The sequence below is a fragment of the Marinomonas sp. genome, assembly GCF_039940335.1.
GTDB lineage: Bacteria > Pseudomonadota > Gammaproteobacteria > Pseudomonadales > Marinomonadaceae > Marinomonas.
Genome location: NZ_JBDVGW010000013.1, coordinates 719,358 through 742,702 on the forward strand (window position 1 = coordinate 719,358; position 23,345 = coordinate 742,702).

Here is a 23,345-nt window from a genome sequence, read left to right on the forward strand (position 1 = left end):
ACAAATGGAGTAACGATCTCCCTTCTATGGGGCAAGAACACAAGACAATTTAGCAAACCTGCTCACTATGATGGTATGCAGCCCCAGTTTGATAACGCAGAACGAGGTTTAAATGGATAATTTACACAACCAGTATCAGTCAAACGGTTTTTTTGATGAACTCATCGATGACAAAAGTAAACCAAGAGCACCCGCAAAACAGCTATTTAGTTATTTAAACAGTCTTTCAGAAGACGAACTGGAAAAGCGTCGATTAACTGCCGAAGCCACTATTCAAGAAATGGGTATTAGCTTCACTGTCTACACTGAAGAAGGCAATATTGATAGAGCATGGCCTTTTGATATTATCCCTCGAACCATAGAAGCATCCGCTTGGCGAGTCGCCGAAAAAGGCCTCAAACAACGCCTAAAAGCACTTAACCTCTTCATCAACGACCTCTATCACGATCAAAATGTCATAAAAGATGGCATCATCCCAGAACACATCATCAAAGAATCCAAAAACTTTCGTCCTGAATGTGTCGGCGTATCACCAGTTCATGGTGTATGGGCGCACATCTGTGGAACAGACTTAGTACGGGACGATAAAGGGGATTTTTACGTATTAGAAGACAACCTTAGAGTACCCTCTGGTGTCTCGTACATGCTTGAAAACCGAGCAATCACCAAACGAGTACTACCAGAGCTTTTCGAGAATGATCATATCCTGCCCGTTAACGACTACACATCACAACTGTTTGATATGTTAGCGTCTTTATCACCTCGCAATATAGACAGCCCAGAAATCGTCGTTATGACACCAGGTATCTATAACTCAGCCTATTTCGAGCACGCTTTTCTTGCTCAAGAGATGGGGGCTGAGTTGGTGGAAGGCAGCGATTTGTTTGTTGATAGTGATGACTGCGTTTATATGAAAACTATTAATGGGCCTGAGCGTGTTGATGTTATTTATCGTCGTATTGATGATTTATTCATTGATCCAGAGGCCTTCGATCCAGATTCCGTATTGGGTGTGCCTGGACTTATGCGTGCATGGCGTAATGGTAACGTGGCCCTCGCCAATGCACCGGGTGCCGGGGTAGCCGATGACAAGGTTGTGTACGCCTACGTACCAGAAATCATCCGTTATTACCTAAAAGAAGAGCCCATCCTTAAAAATGTGGAAACCTTCCTATGTGATGACCCAGAGCAACAAGCCTATGTATTGGAAAATCTCGACAAGTTGGTGGTTAAGCCTGCCAATGAATCTGGCGGTTATGGCATGTTGGTAGGGCCTCACTCTACCAAGAAAGAGCAAGCTATCTTTGCCGATTTAATTAAGAAACATCCGAGAAACTATATTGCCCAACCCACCTTAAAATTGTCGACAGCCCCGACCCTTATTTCAAAAGGGAATTTGGAACCTCGCCACTTAGATCTTCGCCCGTTCATTTTGCAGGGCAAAGATACCTACGTGACCACTGGCGGGCTTACCCGAGTCGCGATGAAAAAAGGTTCACTGGTGGTTAATTCGTCACAAGGTGGTGGTAGTAAAGATACTTGGATCGTTGAAACGAGGGGCAATAACTATGTTATCTAGAGTCGCAGAACGCTTATTTTGGAGTGCACGTTACTTAGAGCGTGTCGAAAACACCGCTCGTTTGGTTAGTGTCTATGATGACCTATTGTTTGATTTGCCTCGCAACGTTCAAGTGTCATGGTACAACCTCATTGAGATTAACAGTGGTGTAGAGTTATTTGAGCAACGCTACAAGGTAAAAGACGAACGTAACGTTGTAAAATTTCTCCTTGCTGATGACAGCAACCCAAGCTCTATGTTGTCTTCTATCAAAATGGTTAGAGAAAACATCCGCACCTCTCGAGATGTGGTGCCAAAAGAGATTTGGGAGCTGATCAACGAATTAGACCTCTACGCTCGCCATAATATCAAACAAGGCATTAATCGTTCAGAGCGCCACGACTTCCTAACCACCGTTATCAGCGGCTGCCAAACCATCATAGGTTTATTAGCAGGCGCCATGAGCCGAGACGCTGGTTGGCAGTTCCTTATTATGGGGCGCTACATAGAACGAGCGGACATGAACACTCGTATTCTCGATGCTGCGCTTTCCTTAATGCTACAAGCAGAAAGTGAAGAAAGCGTTCAATTAGGACAAGTAGTATGGTCAAAAGTCTTAAAGTCTCAAAGTGCTTACCTAGATTATCGTCGTACCGTCAGGACCTCTATTAACGGAGCGAAAACAGTTAGCTTCTTATTAAGAGATCCTTACTTCCCTCGCAGCTTAAAATATTGCTTAGAGCAGATCCGTGAAGCGGCCAATAAGCTTCCCCGAGCAGGCATCATTGCTGCCAACATAGACAAACTCAACGCCCGTTATTATGAGATCACTTCATCGGAAGATTTAGACCAAGAATTCCATGAATACCTCAATGATATTCAGTTGGATATCATAGATATTAGCTTTAAGATTACCGAAAATTGGTTTCAATTTCGTCAAGGAGACGCGACATGACCATCAGAGTAGCGATACAGCATAAAACTACTTACGAATTTGATCGTTTTATCAATGTCGCACCACACATTTTAAGACTTCGCCCTGCGGCCCACTCACGCACCAAAATCCATGGTTACTCGCTTAAAGTGACGCCGGAAGATCATTTTGTAAACCTACAACAAGACCCATTTGGCAATTTTCAAACACGCTTAGTGTTCCCTGAAAAAACCAACAAACTAGAGTTCATGGTTGAAGTCATTGCGGATATGACCGTCATTAACCCTTTCGACTTCTTCGTGGAAAGTTATGCGGAAGACTACCCATTCTCCTATGACAAAGCCCTGAAAAAAGAGCTAGAACCTTATCTTGCAGTGACTGAGTCTTGTCCGCTGTTAGATAAATGGCTGTCTACCGTCGATCGCAAAAAAACGCCGATCAACGACTTTCTTGTTGAAATAAATGCGCGACTTGCCAGTGAAATTGGCTATGGCATCCGTCTTGAACCGGGTGTGCAGACCTGTGAAGAAACACTGACCCTATCCAAGGGCTCTTGTCGTGATACCTCTTGGCTATTGGTGCAGATCCTCCGTAGCTTAGGTCTTGCGGCACGCTTTGCTTCTGGCTATTTGGTGCAATTAAGCGCAGATGTCAAAGCATTAGACGGGCCTTCCGGTCCAGAAGAAGATTTCACAGACTTACATGCTTGGTGTGAAGTTTACCTACCCGGTGCAGGCTGGGTTGGTCTAGACCCGACATCTGGCCTTTTCGCTGGGGAAGGACATATTCCTTTGGCTTGTACACCAGAACCTGCTTCTGCTGCACCGATTACTGGCTTAATTGATGAATGCGAATGTGAATTTAGCTACACCAATATCGTTACCCGAATTCATGAAGATCCTCGTGTTACCAAACCCTATGCGGAAGGCGAATGGGAAACAATTAAAGCGCTTGGCTATGCTGTGGATAAAGAGCTAGACGAAGGGGATGTCCGCCTTACCATGGGTGGCGAGCCGACGTTTGTGTCCATTGATGACATGGATTCAGAGCAATGGAACACAGGTGCACTGGGCGCTGAAAAACTTAAGTTAGCGAAAGATTTACTGCTCAAAATGAAGAATGAGTTTGGCGCTAACGGCCTATTACATTACGGTCAAGGTAAATGGTATCCGGGTGAAGAAGTCCCCCGTTGGGCGCTAGGTTGTTTCTGGCGTACCGATGGCGAAGCTCTGTGGCAAGACCCAAAATACCTTGCTCGAGTCGATAAAGATTATAAGCACACCATCAAGGACGCGGAAGCGCTGGGTAAAACCTTATGTGAAGAGCTCAAGCTCGAACCTAAGTACCTACAAAGTACCTATGAAGATACGCTTTACTATCTATGGCTAGAGCAGTCTCTCCCGGCGGACGCCGACCCGACTAAAGCGGATTTAAAAGACGACTTGGAACGACGTCGCCTAGCAAAACTGCTTAATCGAGGCCTAAGCACCACCACGGGGTATTTACTACCACTGGAATTCAACACTATCACGCAGCAATGGCAAAGTTCGCTTTGGCCGATGCGTAGCGATGTGATTACCCTGATTCCCGGTGATAGCCCTATGGGTTACCGCTTACCGCTTAACTCTTTGCCTGCTGTGGTTGAAGAAGAGCAACCTCAAGAACGTGACCCATTTGATCCTCGCCAGCCTTTGGCAAATATGACGCAACCACAAGATGCGTCGGCGGTGACCCCTAGCGCAGATAAACGCACTGCCAAACCTAAAGCCAAAAGCGACAAAGACAGCCTTTATAAAGACGTTGTTCGTACTTCTTTGTGTATTGAACCAAGAGAAGGTCGCTTGCATGTCTTCATGCCCCCACTGACCCATCTAGAGCACTTCGTTGCATTGCTCACCAGCATTGAAACTGTCGCGAAAGCCCTAGATTTACCAGTGGTGATAGAAGGCTATGAGCCGCCTAAAGACGCTCGTCTGCAGAAATTCCTGATTACCCCAGATCCAGGTGTCATCGAGGTAAACATTCACCCTGCCGCCAACTGGAAAGAACTGGTTCACAACACGGAAACCTTGTATCACCAGGCTTATTTATCCCGTCTTGGTGCTGAGAAATTTATGCTGGATGGCCGCCACACAGGTACAGGAGGTGGTAACCATGTGACTCTAGGCGGTAGCACACCTAACGACAGTCCATTATTACGTCGCCCAGAATTGCTACAAAGCTTAGTCACTTACTGGCAGCATCATCCAGGTTTGTCTTATCTATTCTCAGGTATGTTCATTGGCCCAACCAGCCAAGCGCCACGCCCAGATGAAGGCCGTGACGAAGCTCTGTACGAAATGGAAATTGCCTTCCAAAACATGCCTGAAGGTTTTGTGGATCAACCTTGGTTGGTAGATCGCTTAATGCGCAACCTATTGGTCGACATTACCGGTAATACTCACCGTTCAGAATTCTGTATCGATAAACTTTATGCAGCGGGTACTTCCAGCGGTCGCCAAGGTATCCTAGAGTTCCGTGGCTTTGAAATGCCGCCTCATCCGCATATGTCATTGGTACAAATGCTGTTATTGCGCTGTTTAGTGGCAAGATTCTGGAAAGAACCATACAAAAAGCCTCTGGTTCGTTGGGGCACTAGCCTGCACGATAAATTCATGTTGCCGCACTTTGTCTGGCAAGATGTGAAAGAAGTGGTAGAAGATCTACAGAGACACGGCTTCCCTTTCAAACTCGAATGGCTAACGCCGTTTGAAGAGTTCCGTTTCCCGCATTATGGCCGCCAAGAAATTGACGACATGGAAATTGAACTACGCTGGGCCATCGAACCTTGGCATGTACTAGGTGAAGAGATCACCGGCTCGGGTACGGCCCGCTATGTAGACTCTTCTGTCGAGCGCTTGCAAGTGAAACTGTCTGGCTTAACAGAAGGTCGCTATGTACTGAGCTGTAACGGCCGCCGTGTGCCCATTCGTTCCACTGGTCGTAAAGGTGAGTTTGTGGGAGCGGTCCGCTACAAGGCTTGGGCGCCACCATCTGCGCTGCACCCAACGCTAGGCACGGATACCCCTCTAGTATTTGATTTGATCGACTCTTGGAATGGTCTATCTGTGGGCGGTTGCACTTACCATGTATCGCATCCAGGTGGTCGTACTTATGAGACATTGCCAGTGAACAGTAACGAAGCTGAGGCACGTCGCGTCAATCGTTTCTGGGATCACGGCTTTACTCAAGGTCCACTGTCTCCGCCGCCAGCCTTTAGTGCTTTGCGTTCATTCCACCCTAATGGCGTGGTGCCAAGGCCTATGTCTGTGCCAGCCGAAGAGCCAATGAATGAATATCCTCATACATTAGATCTGCGTAAGAGGTATACTGTGCTTTAATTATCTCTATTTATATTAAAGTTCAGGCAATTTATGCAACAGCAATCTAGTCAAACCATGATGGCCACCGAAGAAATTCCTTCCGTGGCCTCAACCTTCACCTATGCGCAACCGCTTCACGCTTTTGATGAAGCTTTTGCCGAGAATCGCTTACCAAGACCTCATTGGCAGCATTTACTCAATAAAATAGGTGGACTAGGTCACAGTGGCATTCACGAACGTCAGCGTCGTGCCCAGCGTATTTTACGTGAAGACGGGGCGACTTATAATTTATCCAGCGATCCATTAACGCCTAGTGTATGGGCGCTGGACCTTCTTCCTCATATTATTGATACCGCCAGATGGCAGGTCATCGAAACCGGTTTAAAACAACGCTCAAACTTGTTTGACCTCATGCTGAAAGACTTATATGGCCCTCAAAATCTCATCAAAAGCGGTATTATTCCTGCGGAAATCATCTACAGTCATCCAGGTTTCTTACGCCCATGTCATGGCATAAGTGTACCCGGAGACCACCAACTACTTTTGCACGCAGTCGATTTGGTAAATGATAAAAACGGTCAATATCATGTCATTGGCGACCGCACCCAAGCACCAAGTGGTGCAGGCTATGCTTTAGAAAACCGTACGGTAATTTCTCGGGTCATTCCTAGTATTTTTAGAGAAAGCCAAGTACATCAGTTATCCGTGTATTTTCAATCGCTGAAAAGCATGCTGTCGAAATTGACCAGCGCTTGGACAGATACTCCACGTATCGTGCTCTTAACTCCGGGAGCCTACAGTAATACTTACTTCGAACAAGCTTACCTATCCAATTATCTAGGTTTCCCCTTAGTGCAAGGCAGTGATTTAACCGTACGGAATGGTGCTGTTTGGATGAAATCGCTAAATGGCTTGGCTCGTGTTGATGTTATTCTGCGCCATGTGGAAGATGAATATTGTGATCAGGCTGAGCTAAAAGCGGACTCTTTCTTGGGTGTCCCCGGCTTACTGGAAGCTGCTCGGGCAGGTAATGTAGTGCTTGCCAACCCTCTTGGCAGTGGCATTTTAGAAGCCCCTGCTCTGCTTAAGTTTTTACCCGCCATCAGTCAATTTTTATTGGGTGAGCCCTTGAGTTTGCCATCGGTGGCGACTTGGTGGTGTGGCGACTCACAAGACCTAGAGTACATTTGCGCCAACATCACCAAACTGATTATTAAGCCAGCCATGCGTAGCCGTATTAACGGCAGCATTTATGGTCATACTTTAAATGCCGAGCAAATCCAAGAAACCTTGGCAATGATTCGCAAGACACCTCACCTATACGTGGCACAAAGCTATATTCCAGGCTCCATATCGCCAACGTGGGAAAGTGACAAACTAAACCCTCGCCCTAGCCTATTACGTACTTTCTCTGTGGCCAATGAAGACAGCTACAGCATCATGAAAGGTGGCTTGTCGCGTGTGGGTTCCCAAGGAGAAGACACTATTGTGTCCAACTTGTCCCAATCGAAAAGTAAGGACACCTGGGTCTTAGCGAAGGAAGCCGAACAAAAAGTTTCGGTACTCAATGATCAAGTCTTACTGCAAGATGAGGCCTTACAAACCAACCTGCCAAGCCGAGTGGTGGAGAATCTCTTCTGGATGGGACGTTACGCAGAACGTGCGGAAATCAGCATGCGTTTGCTGCGAACCGTCTTTAAACAGATGAACGGCGTTGACCCTCTGCCGATGGAAAGTCAAAAAATCCTACTAGAAATGGCCTCTGAGCAAACAGGCTGCTTACCGGGCTTTATCGATGCAGAGCAAGAACTTCTTGATAACCCTGAAGAAGAGTTGGTATCCATTATTACCGATGGCACTCGTCCAGGCTCGATCAAGTCGAATCTACAAGCCATGCTTGGTTGTAGTGAGCAAGTAAAAGAAATGCTGTCTGCAGATACGCGCATCATCATCAATGAGTTACGAGATCATATCCAAGCCCTAGATGCAGCCTATCAAGACGGCCTACCTGATGCCCCCGAAGAGTCGTTAGACAGTTTGGTCACCTCTTTGCTGGCCTTATCTGGGTTAAACCATGAAAGCATGCTGCGCGGCTTAGACTGGACCTTCCAAGAAATTGGTCGTCGTACCGAACGCGCCTTGCAAACCGCTAAGTTACTCAAATCTGCACTGACTCAACCTTTGAGCGACGTGCCTCAACAACAAATATTAGAATCCGTATTGTTGAGCGTGGAAGCCTTGATCTCATTCCGTCGCCGTTATCGTAATCGTGCCCGCATTGCTTACGGCCTAGACCTATTAATGATCGACGACACCAACCCAAGATCTCTCCTTTATCAAGTACAACAACTTCACAAGTACATAAAACAGCTACCAAGAAATGACATGCCCACTGCAGGGCTGAGCCCTGAAAGCCGTTTGATCATTAAGTCTTTGAACGACATTCAGCTGGCCGATCTTGAAGTACTAGCGAAAGTTGATGACGAAAGCCAAACGCGCTTGCAGTTAGCGACAATGATGACCCAGTTATTGGATCAATTGGAGCAGTTCACAGTTTTAATTAGCGACAAATATTTCGACCACACCACAGGTCCACAACCCCTTATGAAAAGCACTATGGAGATCAATGTATGAGGTATCGCGTTCGCCATATAACGGAATATACTTACGGCGCACCGGTGAGCTTATGCTACAACATGGCCCATCTCTTACCTCGTGACACTCATAACCAGCTTTGTTTGAACCAGAAAGTGCAAATCAATCCACCGCCGGTTTATCAGAGCGAAAGTCAGGATTACTTTGGTAACCAGACCTTTTACTTTTCCATTCAAGAAGCTCATAAAAAACTGGTAATCGATGTCACTACAGACTTTGAAGTCACGCCATTGGATCATAAGAAGACCTTGGCAGATCACCCGATTACCTGTGGAGAATTGCGTGCTCTTTTTGCTAACCCGAACACACCAGAACTACGTGTGGCCAAAGAGTATGTCCTAGATTCTCCACAGATAAAAAGCTCGGCAGAACTCAATGCCTATGCGGACGAAATATTCAGTGATGAGCAGCCAGTATTGAGTGCGGCCCTAGCCTTTACCAACAAAATATTCACCGAATTTACCTTTGACCCAAATGCCACCACAGTTGCGACGCCTTTAGAGCAAGTACTTGAACAACGAAGTGGGGTATGCCAAGACTTTGCCCAGTTAGCCATTGGTTGCCTTCGTTCCGTGGGTTTACCTGCGCGCTACATGAGCGGCTATCTGGAAACACTACCACCACCAGGGCAAGAAAAATTGGTGGGAGCAGACGCATCCCACGCTTGGTTTGCTGTGTTTATACCGTCATTAGGCTGGGTGGAATTTGACCCGACCAATAACATCATGCCAAGCGATCAGCACATAGTAACGGCTTGGGGGCGAGACTATTCCGATGTAACACCACTGCAAGGGGTTATTTTTGAAGGGGGCAGTAATCAGCAACTGGCGGTATCGGTGGACGTAAGGCGCAGTTAAGCTTTATCTGCCCTGTCGGTAGATGATCTTCATAGCATGTAAAGGGGATATAGGGTAAGCTCCACCTCAATATAGTCACGGGTGTTGAACCATCAGCAACGTGCCCCTCCTAAAGATGCAATAAACAATGAGTACCACGTATGAGTTTCAACACCCTTGGGCTGTCTGCCCCGATTCTTAAAGCCATTGCGGATCAAGGCTACACCGAGCCTTCTGCCATTCAGGCACAAGCGATTCCTGCGGTTTTAGAAGGCCAAGACGTTATGGCTGCGGCGCAAACCGGCACCGGTAAAACGGCAGGTTTTACCCTTCCTCTATTAGAACGTCTTAGTCAGGGTCAAAATGCCCAAGCCAACCAAGTTCGCGCACTTGTCCTTACTCCTACCCGCGAATTAGCGGCGCAAGTTGCAGAAAGCGTGAAAAACTACGGCCAACATCTTGGACTAAAATCCACCGTGGTATTTGGTGGCGTAAAAATCAATCCACAAATGATGGCGCTACGCCGAGGCGCAGACATTCTTATCGCGACCCCCGGTCGTTTGATGGACCTATATAACCAAAAAGCCATCAAGTTTGATCAACTTGAAATCCTTGTTTTAGATGAAGCCGACCGCATGCTCGACATGGGCTTTATTCACGACATCAAAAAAATATTGGCTATCTTGCCGAAAAAACGCCAAAACCTACTATTTTCTGCGACGTTTTCCCCAGAAATTCGCCAACTTGCCAAAGGCTTGGTGAATAATCCTGTGGAAATTTCCGTGACGCCAAGAAACGCGACAGCGGTTTCCGTTGAACAGTGGCTACACCCAGTGGATAAAAAGCGTAAAACCGAATTGCTTATCCAGCTGATCAGTGATGGAGATTGGGAACAAGCACTGGTTTTCTCTCGCACCAAACACGGCGCCAACAAGATCACAAAATTATTAGAGGCGGCAGGTATTCGTGCGAGCGCAATCCACGGAAATAAAAGCCAAGGGGCTCGTACGAGAGCCTTAGCCGATTTCAAGGAAGGTCGTATTCGAATTCTAGTTGCTACCGACATTGCTGCCCGTGGCCTAGACATTGAACAGCTTCCTCACGTGGTCAACTTTGACTTACCCGATGTCGCCGAAGATTATGTTCACCGTATTGGTCGTACTGGCCGTGCAGGCGCAACGGGGCAAGCAATTTCCTTGGTCAGTGCCGATGAATTAGATCAACTTAAAGCCATCGAGCGCCTAACACAGAAATTGATTGAGCGTCGTTATGAAGATGACTTTATGCCTACTCATATGCTTCCAGACACAACCTTAGACACACGACCAATCAAATCTAAGAAGCCCAAAAAACCTAAATCTGCTAATGCTAATCACTCAGGTAACGCGACAACTAGACGTAATAAACCTGCAGCAGCGAAAGCCGAAGTTACTCCAGGACAAGGACTGCGCAGTAAGCCTTTAGCCCCTGCTCGCCGCAATCGTAAACCTCGTCCAAGCCAAGACTAAACCTCGTTTCATGCCACTGCACCCTGTAGTGGCATGAAGTCTGCAACACCTCAATTATTTTTCTACATCACACCATAATTTCGACGTACTTATTGCCTTGTCGCTTTTTTGAGCTTGTTTCTTGCACTGGTTTTTCGCGCGTTTGTTTTATTGTATTCTTGTGGTGCACCTGTGACTGAGTGGTCACCTTAATTGAGATAACTATGTCTGCCTCACAAAAAATTTTTAAGGTACGTCGTCATTACAATAAATGGGTCGCTGACCAAACATTAGAAGACTACGCTCTGCGTTATACCTCCAAACGAGGTAGTAATATGAGCATAGAGCGAGTGGCTCACACCGCTCTTGGTGCGACGGCCTTCTTAGCCCTTGAAGGTCTTGCTGCAGCCATTACATTGAACTATGGCTTTAGCAATGCAGTAGCCGCTATATTGACCGTACTATTCGTGTTCTTCATCACGGGTTTCCCCATTGCTTATTATTCTGCAAAACACGGTTTAGACATTGATTTGCTTACCCGTGGCGCTGGCTTTGGCTACCTAGGCTCCACCATTACCTCACTCATTTACGCCACCTTTACCTTTATTTTCTTTGCTATCGAAGCCGCCATTTTGGCCTCAGCCATGCAAGTACTGTTTCATATTCCCTTAGCCATAGGCTATGCCCTATCTGCCATATTTGTTATTCCGATCGTAACCCATGGCATTCGCGCCATTAGTCGCTTTCAAGGGGCGACCCAATACCTATGGCTGGTGCTGCAATTTACAGCGCTGATTGTGGTGGTTTTTAACGAATACGAAAGCTTCACTGCCTGGACTGAATTTTCCATCCCTCATATTCCGTCCAGTGATGGCTTCGATATTATTCTCTTCGGTACAGCCGCCTCGGTGCTCTTTGCGCTAATGGCACAAATCGGCGAACAGGTGGATTACCTGAGATTTATGCCAGAGAAGACCTCCGAGAATAAAAAACGCTGGTGGTTCTGGCTGACGTTAGCAGGCCCTGGCTGGGTGTTCATGGGAGCACTGAAAATGCTGCTAGGGTCTTTCCTAGCTTTTCAGGCTTACCAAAGCGGTTTGCAATTTGATCAAGCCACCGATCCAACCCATATGTACCAAAAGGTTTTTCAGTTTTTAACCAACTCTCCCGCCTTAGCCCTCATTATGGCCGCGGTGATGGTGTTTATCTGCCAAATGAAAATCAACTTAACCAACGCCTACGCGGGTTCTATTGCTTGGTCTAATTTCTTCTCGCGACTTACCCACAGCCACCCAGGCCGAGTCGTTTGGTTAGTATTTAACGTGGTCATTGCTTTACTACTGATGGAGCTGGGCATTTACCAAGCCCTTGAAGCGATATTGGGTGTTTTTGCCATTGCGGCGGTGAGCTGGCTAGGATGTTTATCCGCAGACCTTTTGATCAACAAACCCCTAGGACTTAGTCCAGATTATGTAGAATTCAAACGCTCTCATTTATACGATATCAACCCTGTTGGCACCGGTTCCATGCTAATCGCCACCATTTTAGGGCTGATTAGTTACCTAGAAGTATTTGGTGAAGTCGCCAAAGCTTTATGCCACTTTGTCAGTTTGGCCAGTTGCTTCATTTTTGTCCCGCTTATCGCTTGGCTAACTAAGGGAAAATACTACTTAGCACGCCAATCTCCTGAATTATTACCCTATATAGAGATTGCTGTGGATAAAGCCCCACAGCAGCAGCACCATACTTTAACCTGTGAAATCTGTGAAAACGATTTTGAAGTAGCTGATATGAGCTATTGCTCCGCTTATATGCAGCCAATCTGTTCGCTTTGTTGCTCGCTAGACTCTCGCTGCCTAGATAGCTGTAAACCTCACGCACGTGTGACACAGCAAAGTATCGCTTTTCAACGCTTATTTTTACCGAAAAAAATCGTACGAGCGATTAATTCACGGCTAGGTCAGTTCGTTTCTTTATTGGCGCTAATCAACCTCATCAATGCGGCCTTGATGGCACTTATCTACCGACAAATGGCGCCACAGACGCGAGCCGAAGAGATTCTACTCGGCCAAACCATGTGGACCTTATTCTTCACCCTATTAATCGTATCGGGAGTGTTATCTTGGCTGTTCTTACTCGCCCATGAAAGCCGAGTGGTGGCGCAGAAAGAATCTAATCGACAAACCCGTAAGCTCACCAAAGAAATCGATGCTCACCAAGAAACCGATAAAGCCTTACAACTTGCAAAAGAACTGGCCGAGCGCGCTAATGCTGCGAAGAGTCGTTACCTTACAGGCATTAGCCATGAATTAAGAACCCCATTGCAGTCTATTATTGGCTATGCCCAATTGCTCTCGGAGAAGAATGAAACCCCACCTCAACATCAGCATGGCTTAGACATTATCCAACGCAGCGGACAATACCTTGCTGATCTAATTGAAGGTTTATTGGATATATCCAAAATTGAGGCAGGACGACTGGATTTGTATCGCGATACGGTGGATCTGCCTGCTCTTATTGATCAGTTATGTAATATGTTTTCCATGCAAGCCACCAGCAAGGGCATTCAGTTCCATAGCCATATTCGCGACCCTTTGCCTAACTCTGTGATCACTGATGAAAAGCGCTTGCGCCAAATCCTGATTAACCTCTTATCCAACGCGGTAAAATACACTCCCCAAGGGAAGGTGGAATTTCATATTCACTATCGTAATCAAGTGGCAGAATTCATCATCAAAGACACCGGACCTGGTATACAGCAAGATCACCTGTCCCGTATCTTTGACCCGTTTGAGCGAGTGCGGAACACTGATACAGCCAACTTACCGGGCACAGGTTTGGGCCTCACCATCGTTAAGTTGCTCACAGAAATTATGGGGGGCGACTTACAAGCAGATAGTAAGCTTGGTCAAGGCAGTGAATTTAAAGTCAGCCTGATGCTGCCTTGGGTGAATGATCAAGTCATGAGAGAGAGTCCGAAGCAGCGTATTATTGGTTATCAGGGTTACCAAAAGAAACTCTTAATCGTTGACGACGATCCAATTGTACGAGGCCTGTTGTCCGATCTATTAGTACCTTTGTCATTTATTGTCTACGAAGCACACAACGCTCAACATGCTCTAGAGCAAATCGACATAATCCACGCGGACTTGATTCTGCTGGATGTCTCAATGCCTGGTATGGATGGTTTAACGCTTGCAAAGACCCTACGCCAGCAAGATATCAGCGCCCCCATCATCATGTTGTCCGCTGATGCTCAGGAGCACCATCGCCTACCTGATGAAAAGGCAGCATTTAACGATTATTTAGTGAAGCCGGTGAACAACCTCACTTTATTGACAAAAATAGCGGAACATCTTTCATTGGATTGGGTATTTCAAGGCACAGAACAACCCGCTAAAATCTTACCCAACGCTACGCCTAGCCCTCAAATCATCAATGTCCCAAGCGCAGAAATCAAACTACCAGATCATGAAATATTTCGAGAGTTAAGCGCATTCGCCGAAATGGGTTACCGTAAAGGAATCGGTAAGTGTTTAGAAAAAATAGCAGAGTTAGATCTGATCCCCGTTGAAGGACAACAGGAATTACAACGCTATTATAAAGCCTTTCAATTTGATCTTATTTCGAGCTATCTAAATGAACACAGTCAGCAGCAATCAGAATCGGGAGACACAAAATTATGATGGCCGCCAAGAATGACATTGTCTTAGTCGTCGATGATTCACCTGATGCGTTAAGTCTTATTAACGATACTTTAGAAACAGCCAACATGGATATTCTAGTTGCTCTAGAGGGTAAGCAAGCACTCACTATTACCAAGCGCATACGCCCAGACATTATCTTGCTAGACGCCATCATGCCGAATATGGATGGCTTTGAAACCTGTAAAGCACTCAAAGCCGACGCTAATCTGGCCACGATTCCTGTTATTTTTATGACCGGATTATCCGATACGGACGATATTGTAAAAGGCCTAGAAGCTGGCGGTGTGGACTATTTAACCAAGCCCATTAAGCCAAATGAACTGATCGCCAGAATGAAAGTTCATCTCAATAATGCAAGGTTAACCAACAGCGCACAGTTGGCTCTCGACAGTACCGGACAGCATTTAATGACAGTTTCAGATGCTGGCGATATCGAATGGGCCACCCCACAAACCTACGCACTATTTGCCAAAGCCCGTGCCACAGATGACTGGCAACAAAATGACATGGCGATGCAACTGCGCCTTTGGCTTAGCCAAAACCCCGCCATTGATAGCCGAATACAACTACAAAATTTGGATTACCCCTTATCCGTCAAAATGGTTAACAATCAAACCGGACAAGAAAGGCTACTTAAACTGGAAGATGGTAAGCGCCCTACTGGCCCTCACCTATTGAAGCAAAAACTGGATTTAACCGAACGTGAATCGGAAGTTTTACACTGGTTAGCGAACGGCAAAACGAACCGCGACATTGCCCAGATTTTGGATATGAGCCCTCGCACGGTTAATAAACACCTAGAACAAATATTCCCTAAACTAGGCGTCGAAAACCGTACCGCTGCGGCAGGTATTGCGCTTAAAGTGTTGGCGAATGATTAATTCTGCCTATGTAAAATAAACACCTACTTCCTATCTTTCTAGCGGCGGGTGTAAGACCCCACTTCCTTAAGAACTTCATCAAAGCGCTTATTCACATCTTGAGCATCTTTATTAGTCTGGGTGACGGAGGTAAGGATGCTTTGAGTTCTATCATTCACTTCCTGCACATTGCTGTTAACTTCTTCTGACACTTGCGACTGCTCTTCAGAAGCAGTAGCGACCCGTTCAATGGTCTGATTAATACGGTCAATGGAATCAAATAATGCCTGAATCATCGAAACGTTTTCGTCCACTACCCCCATCGTTTGACTAGACATATCGGTACATTCTTTCATTGAGTACAGGGCATTTTGACTTGACGAAACCAAAGAATCTATCATGCTACGAATCTCTTCCGTAGAACCTTGAGTTCGCTGAGCAAGGCTTCGCACTTCGTCGGCAACCACAGCAAAACCTCGTCCTTGCTCTCCCGCACGGGCTGCTTCAATAGCAGCATTAAGTGCCAAGAGGTTCGTTTGCTCTGCAATAGACTCTATAGTTTGTAGGATAGAAGCAATAATGTCCGTTTGTTCTTTAACGTTTTGCACCGCATCAAAGCCTCCAGAGACTTCTTTTGATAAGTCTTCCATTGAAGACAAAATCAGCTGCATGCGTTCACTGCCCAGAGTACTTTGTTTTTGCATTGTCTCGGTTTCAGTGGCTGCCAACTGCATGTCTTCTGAAATAGCAGCACTGGTTAATGACATCTCCTCCACCGCTGCGGCAATTTGTTCTGTTCGAGAGAATTGTTCCTGAGTTTCAGCCAGTACACTTTGAGAAGCCAGGCCTAATTGTTCCATACTTATTTTGGACTCACTGGCTTTATCAAACATCAACTTAAATGAGTCATTTAAGTGAGTTAAATGATCATTAATCGAAGCGATAATTTGCCCCAACTCATCTTTGGAAGAAGACTCAACTTGACCACTTAAATCCCGTTTGTCCGATACAGCTTGCAATACTTGGTTAATCAATTGAACTCGTTCTGATATGGACTTAACGACCACTCGAGCGAACAGCATAATAGGTAAAATTAACAATAAAAATACAACAATCAACACTAGTCGATAAAACTCTGCGTGCTTAACCGTTGCATCACTTAGTGCCAGTACTTCTAGGCCAATCTTGTCTGAAAGGTTAACAATAAGACTGATTTTTGCGGTAGCAATGGCAAACCAATCTTCTGGCCCTTTAATGCTCTGTAGGTTTTCCTGTTCTAAAAACTTATTAAGAACCTTATCAACAGCCAGCCATTCGGGTTTCTTCAACATTTCACGGTATAGGACCAAATCATGATCTGTGGCCATTTCAAAAAAGTCTTCATGCCAATTAAGTTCATCATGGGCAAATGCACTAATTTCAACTTTTCGTTTTGGTGTAACACTTCCTTGAGTGAAGACACCATTCAATGCGCCTCGATATTGGCCAATTCTTTCTTTCATCCAAAGTAACGCTAACCTGGATTCAAGTATCTTAGCTACTTCAGGGTCACTGACATCAAACAGCATATGTTTGATAGCGGCTAGGGCCCGACGGTTGAGATCTGAATAATAGCTAAAAGCACCATTGTTCAGATCCAAACCGTCTATCTTGGCTCTTGTTTCTGTTTTGTTCTTCAAAGTATCTAATATGGGCTTCAATAAAGACGAGAGGTCACTCTGAGGTAAAGCTAAAAAGTCTTCAGATGTCAGCTCCTTTATGGCCTGCTCTGATTGATCTGAGCGTTGACGTTGCGCCAATAAAGCATCACCACTTCTAGCACCGTTACTGGCCAAAAAACCTGCGCTCAAGCCTCTTTCTACAGCATGATGATGAGCGACATCTCCCAACAAACTAGACAGCTTAATCATGTCGTTTTCAATATAGCCTTCTTCTACCTCTTGATTCAGGTAAGAAACCAGCAACACCATGATAATAACTGAAAATAATGAAGGCACCACACCAACTATCGTGACGGCATGTGATACTTTGAGCCGAGAAAATAATGACATATAACCCCCCCTTTAAATCCTTTAGAAGAAACGCTATTCCATTGATGAAATACAAAAGACTACAATTCAAATTGTGCAAAAAAATCGTACAAACACAGTACAAAATTTACACATTTAATACGTAAACATCAACAATAACAGGTAGAAACAGAGAATCAGAAAAGAAGTATTAATTTGTTACAATTCTTCAAAATAGAAAATTCAAGCAATTGTGTATTAAAAACTACCGACCGGCAGGCTAATTTTAGGACATAAAAAAGCCCCGATAAGTCAGTTTTCACTAACCTATCGGGGCTTATTTTATATGGTGGGCCTGCCCCGACTTGAACGGGGGACCTGCCGATTATGAGTCGGATGCTCTAACCAACTGAGCTACAGGCCCTAAAAGCGACACGAATTATATAGGTTAGCGGTTACATTGCCAAGATATGCTTGCAGTTTTCTCCACTAATTTAAAAAATTCTATGTTATATCAGGCTACCATAGACTTCACTAAGCCGCCGGGAGTTGTACCTATCACTTTTTTAAAGGTTCTACGAAAGGCGGCTTCACTTTGATAGCCTAACTCTTGACTTAATAACGCTAAATTTCGCTCACCGTTGATCAACCGCTGGCTGGCCAAGCGCATGCGCCATAAAGCCAGATAATGCATGGGAGTCATGAGCATTGCTTGTTTAAAGTGGGCGCTGAAAACTGAGCGGGACATGCCCGCTTCTGCCGCTAAACTAGCCACTTGCCAAGGATGTGCTGGGTCGTCATGAATGGCAACTAGGGCACGGGCCAGTTTGCGATCACTCAAACCCGCCATAAGGCCCACTTCAATGCGCTGAAATTGTAAAAAGGCACGCAGTAATTGCACTAAATAAGCTTCAGCCAAGCGCTCTACCACGACTTTAGAACCGCACCTTGGCTGCATTGTTTCCTGTAAAAGTAGCTGTGTCATGGGGGCCGTTTGCCGAGCAACATCATCATTTTTAGCCACTTTAATCCAGCCTTGTTGGCGCTCTAATAAAGGGTTTAAACGCTTATTGGACAATACACTACCAAAAGAAAAGTCACACTTTAATAGGCTAGCTGACGCTCCAATTACTTGTAGAGATAAAGACTGACCAACAGCCATCCACAAGCCGTCGCCCTGCTCTAAACGTAGGGTTTGCCCATTATGACTGGTCAGTTTCACCTCACCTTCTACAAGATAAAACCAGTAACAAATATGCGGTAACAGAGCTAAATTTTTTACCCCTTGATGTTGCTCGCAAGCAACGCCAGAGGCGGTAGCACGGAAGTTATGCAACACAGATGAAAGACGGTCCATTTTAACCCCCACGATTCAACCTATAATACGATCTGCAATATAAATAAGACTATTTAACACTCATCGTACCACTCTTTGCTCTATGATGACGACTTATCTTACTAAGGAGCGGAACATGATCGTTTTAAAACCTCGTCAACAAACCCCTGAATTACAGGTAAACACCCTATCTGGCCCTTGGTCTCTTGCTGACCAAACACCAGAAAACTTCACTATGGTTGTGGTTTATCGCGGTTTGCATTGCCCGTTATGTCGCACCTATTTACAAGAGCTGAGCCGTTTGACGGAAGATTTTAAAGCTCTAGGTGTTACGGCACTTGCTGTGAGCAGCGATACAGAAGAGCGTGCTAAGCAAGCCTTTGAAGAATGGAATATTGATAACCTAACACTAGGTTACGGATTAACAGTTGAACAGTCACAGGCTTGGGGCCTTCACCGCAGTGCTGGCCGTGGTACAACAAGTATCGGCATCGAAGAGCCAACTGAATTCACAGAACCAGGTCTATTCTTCATCAAACCTGACGGAACGCTTTATTGGAGCAACATCAGCACAATGCCATTTGTACGCCCAAGCTTTAAAGAATTACTAGGCGCCATCGGTAAAGTGTTAGAAATGAATTACCCTGCACGCGGTGAGCTTGTTTAACACAAGCCAGACTATGTTAAGCAAAACCCTAGCGGTTTTGCTTAACTTTTCAGTGTTAGTCCACAATAAATAAAGTCGCGCCTTCAGAGCTTGAAGAGCGGTGTGGCTCAGCATCATCTGCCACTTGATAACTCATACCAGCTGACAAATTATAAGTACGCCCGTCTTTCAAGACAGTGTTTAATTCGCCACTCAAGCAGAAAAGAATGTGTCCTTTCGTACACCAGTGATCAGCCAAGTATCCTGCCGAGTAGGTCACCATTCGTACACGAATATTGCCAAACTGTCGGGTACGCCAATAAGCGAAGCCGGTTTCCCCTTTATGGGTCGTTTTTTCCACCCCTTGCCAATCCGTCACGCTAAAGGGTAAGTCTTGTATTTGCATCTTGTTACCTTAGATTTATTGTTCTTTTTCAATCCGCTAAACGGTCCATCCGCTAGCCTATAAAAATTCATCGCAGTTTTATCACTCAGTAACTCTCTAGTATAGCGATGGAATAAGTCAGCTTTATGAAATATTGAACAAACTCTCCAAGGCAAACCTCTTAAGGCACTCGAAGCACTATTTTCCCAGTATGCAGTTTTTCCAAAAAGGTAATTTGCGCCTGATGAATGTCTTGTAAATCAAACACCTTAGCGACGATAGGACGTATCGCTCGAGCTTCAATAAGCGACACTAAACGTGCGAAAACACCTTCGTCCAAATGCGTACAACCGAAGAAGCTTAAATCCTTTAAATATAACGTTCGAACATCAAGCGCCACCAAAGCACCACCTATGGCACCAGAAACACCATAGCGTCCTTTAGGTTTAAGAAGTTTCAGTAATGTCGGCCATTGCTCTCCTGCCACCAAATCAATCACCACATCAACGCTGTTTTCTCCTAACTCAGCGAGTAAGTCCATATTACGATTCAACACGACATCCGCGCCTAAGCTAAGCAAAGTTTGCTGCTTAGAAGGACTGCTCACCACGATTACTTTTGCTCCTCGTGCTTTCGCTAGCTGAATGGCAGCGGAGCCAACCCCACCGGATGCCCCGGTAATTAACACCGTATCGGCCTGAGCGACTTGAGTACGGCTGAGTAAGTTTTCTGCAGTGGAATAGGAACAAGGAAATGAAGCCAGTTCTACATCCGACATATCACTGTTCACTTTAAAGGCATGCACACTATCGACAACAGTATATTGAGCAAAGCCACCATCACACTCTGACCCGAGGTACCAAAAACTCGCCATTTTTTTGCCGTGAACTTGTGTCATACAAGGCTCAATCATCACCCTTTCCCCAATACGGTCGGCACTGACATTTTCACCGACGGCTTCAATATAACCACAAACATCGGCCCCTTGGATAAAAGGAAATGACAGTGGCTCACCAGACCAACTCGCATCTTCATGGTCACTCTCGCCTTTTGAATACCAAGCAAGGCGAGTATTAATATCGGTATTATTAACCCCTGCAGCCGCCACTTTGACCAATACTTGGTCCGCTTGTACGTTGGGTTTCGCTACATCCTCTCGGTATACCAGTTTCTCTAAGCCTCCATGGCCCATAAGCTGTACAGCTTTCATTGTTTGCGTTACCTGTGTCATATGGCTTTTTCCTTAAATAGTGAAATCAATGTTTGTTTAACTGAAGCCATCGCCACTTTGCCAAGTGTTGGCCAGGCACTGGCAACGCCTTCGTGTAGAATGAATAATGGTGTGGCCAGATCGGACCGTGCGGATAGCTTGCCTAAGAAGTCTCGCACCTCTCGTTTATGCTGTTTTACCGCCTTTTGAATCATGATGTTCTCTGGATACGCCGCCATAGCGTTCATAGATAAACAGCCGTATGGAGCATAATCTTTCATCCAGATCTCTAATTTATCGAACACCTGTCCAATGGCTGCGCCACCCAACTCACTCACATCCGCCGACAGAAAATCCAGATAACGTTCATGCCGAAAACTTAAAGCCGCCACGATCATTTCGTCTTTCGATGGATAGTATTTATACAGAGTACGCAGGCTCACCTGACACTCAGTTTTAAGCTGAGCCACGCTAGGCTGTGCAAAGCCATGTTGGCTAAAGGCTATTTCAAGTTTTGCTGCGATGTCTTTATCTAACATAAACCACCAAGGTAAAGTATTTATTCTACCTACATAGTAGAACAAACACTCTACCTTGATCAAGTCGCTTATTTTGAGCAAAAAAAAGTGGCATTCCGAAGAACACCACTAATAAAGGGGAGGAATTGAGAATGAATCTTTAAACTTGCTGGTAAAAGAAACATGATACCTATGAAAGGTAATTTATCCGCTCAATACAGATAAATAGGGTTACGCTGCCTTGCCAAGAGAAAACTTAGTATCGTACTCACGTAACAAATACAAAGTAATCGTTGCAGCTAGCATTGGCCAAGCGGCGAAAAACAATAAATTTGATGGGCCCCAAGGGTCCATATAACGTCCAAAAGACACTAGTGTTGAGCTCAAATGCATGATCAAAATGATCAATGTTGCCCATCGCTTCTGAAAACCAATTAGAAAGCTAATGACCAAAGCCAATTGTGCGACCCCTAGAGCATAAGCAATGTTCTCACTTAAGTTCGGTACTGAGTAAAATACCTTCATAACCACTGCGGCGTGACCTGGATTAACGAATTTATCCAACGTCCACATTAAAAAAACAATGAACACACCCAATCGTAAGCCAAACAAACTCCACTCAAGTTTGTTCTTTGAAATAGATACTGTAGACATAAACCCAACCTTGAAATCTAAATAATCGTTTTCTGTATTACGACCTGAATCAACGATGGATTCGTTCATAAAAGTATCTTTTTTCAAGATTTACAGAAGCCCAAATAACAACGACTATTTTAAGAAAAAGTCGCTAGATAACAACTCACAGACGCACGGATGCACATTGTTATCTCGATCATCAATTTGTGGACAAAATAATGAAGCACAAGGATTTTTGCACAGGAAAGGGAACTATTTAATTTGGTTGCGAAGCAATCACGGGGGCAAGCACTGATGTTAGCAAAAAGCAGGCTAATTTGTAGACTTATAACGACTCAAAACTGACCTGCCTAAACTGACAAGCACCATACAGAGGATAATTCATCCTGCTACGCCTCAATTTATTAAACTAAAGAAGACTGTATTAAGGCTTAATTTGGGGCACCTTCAAACATTCTATTCCTAGCACTAATCAAGTGTTTCTTCATTGCATCTCGAGCCCCTTCAGCATCACCATCCTTGATCGCTTGCACGATCAAGAAGTGTTCCTTTTGGACCAACTGCAGACGTGATTCAGGATGTAGCAAGGATAAATTTCGAGTGATGTTAATACCTTCTTTTATACTTTTTCGTAGAAGACTAAGTACCGTGCTATAAAAATGGTTATTAGCGGCATTCGTAATAGCAAAATGAAAGTCAAAGTCTTCATCGGTAGCCAACTTGTTAGAAGCATTGGCAATGTTCATTTTTTCATACGCTGCCACAATCGTATCTAGTTGTGCACTGGTTCGTCTTTGCGCTGCAAGCGCAGCAGCATCTGCTTCTAAATTACAACGAAATTCAAAACAGCGTTGAATATCTGCGATGCTCGATAAAGGCGAGAATTGCAGCACTAAATTGTCTGGCTTTTTTATAACAAAACTTCCTGACCCTCGTCGAGATGCGATCAATTCATCTTCTCTCAAACGGGCAAGCGCTTCTCTCAAAACAGGCCGAGAAACATTAAATTCCTTACATAATTGTGCTTCAGGAGGCAGTTTAGTATTCAGGGCATAGCTACCATCCATAATAAGAGCCAATATTTGTTCATACACTATCGCGCCTAGCGACTGTTGTGATGATTTTTTTTGAGTAGGAGACTTACTCATAGTGTATTTACCCACATTATAATTTTTCGAATTGTAGTACATAGGCTGATGGAGAGGC

Annotated in this window: 16 protein-coding genes and 1 tRNA gene; 9 read left to right on the forward strand and 8 right to left on the reverse strand. The window is 45.1% G+C overall.

Annotated features, from left to right (window positions below; all coding sequences use genetic code 11):
- The first annotated feature begins 112 nt into the window (after positions 1-112).
- The 8 genes from ABJF92_RS13155 to ABJF92_RS13190 all read left to right on the forward strand — a co-directional run bounded on the left by ABJF92_RS13155 (position 113) and on the right by ABJF92_RS13190 (position 15,420).
- Positions 113-1,579, forward strand: a complete 1,467-nt coding sequence (locus ABJF92_RS13155; RefSeq protein ID WP_446816241.1) for a circularly permuted type 2 ATP-grasp protein — start codon at positions 113-115, stop codon at positions 1,577-1,579.
- Positions 1,569-2,513, forward strand: coding sequence for an alpha-E domain-containing protein (locus ABJF92_RS13160; RefSeq protein WP_446816242.1), 945 nt, complete (start codon positions 1,569-1,571; stop codon positions 2,511-2,513). Before ABJF92_RS13155 ends, ABJF92_RS13160 begins: the two co-directional genes overlap by 11 nt.
- Positions 2,510-5,872, forward strand: a complete 3,363-nt coding sequence (locus ABJF92_RS13165) for a transglutaminase family protein (RefSeq protein WP_446816243.1) — start codon at positions 2,510-2,512, stop codon at positions 5,870-5,872. Before ABJF92_RS13160 ends, ABJF92_RS13165 begins: the two co-directional genes overlap by 4 nt.
- 33 nt (positions 5,873-5,905) lie before the next feature.
- Complete coding sequence (locus ABJF92_RS13170) at positions 5,906-8,488, forward strand: circularly permuted type 2 ATP-grasp protein (RefSeq protein WP_446816244.1); 2,583 nt, start codon at positions 5,906-5,908, stop codon at positions 8,486-8,488.
- Positions 8,485-9,366 (forward strand): transglutaminase family protein, encoded by an 882-nt coding sequence (locus ABJF92_RS13175; protein WP_446816245.1) that lies wholly within the window; start codon positions 8,485-8,487, stop codon positions 9,364-9,366. Before ABJF92_RS13170 ends, ABJF92_RS13175 begins: the two co-directional genes overlap by 4 nt.
- A 140-nt stretch (positions 9,367-9,506) precedes the next feature.
- Positions 9,507-10,853 carry a DEAD/DEAH box helicase gene (locus tag ABJF92_RS13180; RefSeq protein ID WP_446816246.1) on the forward strand — a complete coding sequence of 449 codons (1,347 nt, stop codon included), beginning with the start codon at positions 9,507-9,509 and terminating at the stop codon, positions 10,851-10,853.
- A 203-nt stretch (positions 10,854-11,056) separates the two neighbouring features.
- Positions 11,057-14,518 (forward strand): ATP-binding protein, encoded by a 3,462-nt coding sequence (locus ABJF92_RS13185; protein WP_446816247.1) that lies wholly within the window; start codon positions 11,057-11,059, stop codon positions 14,516-14,518.
- Positions 14,518-15,420 carry a response regulator gene (locus ABJF92_RS13190; RefSeq protein WP_446816475.1) on the forward strand — a complete coding sequence of 301 codons (903 nt, stop codon included), beginning with the start codon at positions 14,518-14,520 and terminating at the stop codon, positions 15,418-15,420. Before ABJF92_RS13185 ends, ABJF92_RS13190 begins: the two co-directional genes overlap by 1 nt.
- Positions 15,421-15,458: 38 nt before the next feature.
- Here ABJF92_RS13190 and ABJF92_RS13195 read toward each other — a convergent pair whose 3' ends face one another.
- The 3 genes from ABJF92_RS13195 to ABJF92_RS13205 all read right to left on the reverse strand — a co-directional run bounded on the left by ABJF92_RS13195 (position 15,459) and on the right by ABJF92_RS13205 (position 18,765).
- On the reverse strand, positions 15,459-17,450 hold the full coding sequence (locus ABJF92_RS13195; RefSeq protein WP_446816248.1) for a methyl-accepting chemotaxis protein: 1,992 nt from the start codon (positions 17,448-17,450) through the stop codon (positions 15,459-15,461).
- A 305-nt stretch (positions 17,451-17,755) separates the two neighbouring features.
- A tRNA-Ile gene (locus tag ABJF92_RS13200) sits at positions 17,756-17,832 on the reverse strand.
- Positions 17,833-17,922: 90 nt separating this feature from the next.
- Positions 17,923-18,765, reverse strand: a complete 843-nt coding sequence (locus tag ABJF92_RS13205; protein ID WP_446816249.1) for a helix-turn-helix domain-containing protein — start codon at positions 18,763-18,765, stop codon at positions 17,923-17,925.
- Positions 18,766-18,880: 115 nt separating this feature from the next.
- Here ABJF92_RS13205 and ABJF92_RS13210 point away from each other — a divergent pair, with 115 nt between their 5' ends.
- The gene (locus ABJF92_RS13210; RefSeq protein WP_446816250.1) at positions 18,881-19,411 is read left to right on the forward strand and encodes a peroxiredoxin-like family protein; all 531 of its coding nucleotides are present in this window, start codon (positions 18,881-18,883) and stop codon (positions 19,409-19,411) included.
- Positions 19,412-19,466: 55 nt separating this feature from the next.
- On the opposite strand, the gene ABJF92_RS13215 is transcribed toward ABJF92_RS13210, so the two are convergent.
- The 5 genes from ABJF92_RS13215 to ABJF92_RS13235 form a co-directional block, all read right to left on the reverse strand.
- Entirely contained in the window at positions 19,467-19,796 is a 330-nt protein-coding gene (locus ABJF92_RS13215) for a DHCW motif cupin fold protein (RefSeq protein WP_446816251.1), read from the reverse strand.
- Between the two features lie 160 nt (positions 19,797-19,956).
- A complete protein-coding gene (locus ABJF92_RS13220; protein WP_446816252.1) occupies positions 19,957-21,006 on the reverse strand; it encodes an alcohol dehydrogenase family protein in 1,050 nt (349 codons plus the stop codon).
- Complete coding sequence (locus tag ABJF92_RS13225) at positions 21,003-21,524, reverse strand: TetR/AcrR family transcriptional regulator (RefSeq protein ID WP_446816253.1); 522 nt, start codon at positions 21,522-21,524, stop codon at positions 21,003-21,005. The genes ABJF92_RS13220 and ABJF92_RS13225 overlap by 4 nt, the downstream gene beginning before the upstream one ends.
- A gap of 210 nt (positions 21,525-21,734) precedes the next feature.
- A complete protein-coding gene (locus ABJF92_RS13230; protein WP_446816254.1) occupies positions 21,735-22,226 on the reverse strand; it encodes a hypothetical protein in 492 nt (163 codons plus the stop codon).
- A 344-nt stretch (positions 22,227-22,570) separates the two neighbouring features.
- Entirely contained in the window at positions 22,571-23,287 is a 717-nt protein-coding gene (locus ABJF92_RS13235; RefSeq protein ID WP_446816255.1) for a FadR/GntR family transcriptional regulator, read from the reverse strand.
- Between the last annotated feature and the right edge of the window lie 58 nt (positions 23,288-23,345).

Excerpts from the sequence above, each read along its gene's own strand:
- ABJF92_RS13155 (WP_446816241.1), top strand. The coding sequence starts at position 113 with ATGGATAATTTACACAACCAGTATCAGTCAAACGGTTTTTTTGATGAA.
- ABJF92_RS13160 (WP_446816242.1), top strand. The coding sequence starts at position 1,569 with ATGTTATCTAGAGTCGCAGAACGCTTATTTTGGAGTGCACGTTACTTA.
- ABJF92_RS13165 (WP_446816243.1), top strand. The coding sequence starts at position 2,510 with ATGACCATCAGAGTAGCGATACAGCATAAAACTACTTACGAATTTGAT.
- ABJF92_RS13170 (WP_446816244.1), top strand. The coding sequence starts at position 5,906 with ATGCAACAGCAATCTAGTCAAACCATGATGGCCACCGAAGAAATTCCT.
- ABJF92_RS13175 (WP_446816245.1), top strand. The coding sequence starts at position 8,485 with ATGAGGTATCGCGTTCGCCATATAACGGAATATACTTACGGCGCACCG.
- ABJF92_RS13180 (WP_446816246.1), top strand. The coding sequence starts at position 9,507 with ATGAGTTTCAACACCCTTGGGCTGTCTGCCCCGATTCTTAAAGCCATT.
- ABJF92_RS13185 (WP_446816247.1), top strand. The coding sequence starts at position 11,057 with ATGTCTGCCTCACAAAAAATTTTTAAGGTACGTCGTCATTACAATAAA.
- ABJF92_RS13190 (WP_446816475.1), top strand. The coding sequence starts at position 14,518 with ATGGCCGCCAAGAATGACATTGTCTTAGTCGTCGATGATTCACCTGAT.
- ABJF92_RS13195 (WP_446816248.1), bottom strand. The coding sequence starts at position 17,450 with ATGTCATTATTTTCTCGGCTCAAAGTATCACATGCCGTCACGATAGTT.
- ABJF92_RS13205 (WP_446816249.1), bottom strand. The coding sequence starts at position 18,765 with ATGGACCGTCTTTCATCTGTGTTGCATAACTTCCGTGCTACCGCCTCT.
- ABJF92_RS13210 (WP_446816250.1), top strand. The coding sequence starts at position 18,881 with ATGATCGTTTTAAAACCTCGTCAACAAACCCCTGAATTACAGGTAAAC.
- ABJF92_RS13215 (WP_446816251.1), bottom strand. The coding sequence starts at position 19,796 with ATGCAAATACAAGACTTACCCTTTAGCGTGACGGATTGGCAAGGGGTG.
- ABJF92_RS13220 (WP_446816252.1), bottom strand. The coding sequence starts at position 21,006 with ATGACACAGGTAACGCAAACAATGAAAGCTGTACAGCTTATGGGCCAT.
- ABJF92_RS13225 (WP_446816253.1), bottom strand. The coding sequence starts at position 21,524 with ATGTTAGATAAAGACATCGCAGCAAAACTTGAAATAGCCTTTAGCCAA.
- ABJF92_RS13230 (WP_446816254.1), bottom strand. The coding sequence starts at position 22,226 with ATGAACGAATCCATCGTTGATTCAGGTCGTAATACAGAAAACGATTAT.
- ABJF92_RS13235 (WP_446816255.1), bottom strand. The coding sequence starts at position 23,287 with ATGAGTAAGTCTCCTACTCAAAAAAAATCATCACAACAGTCGCTAGGC.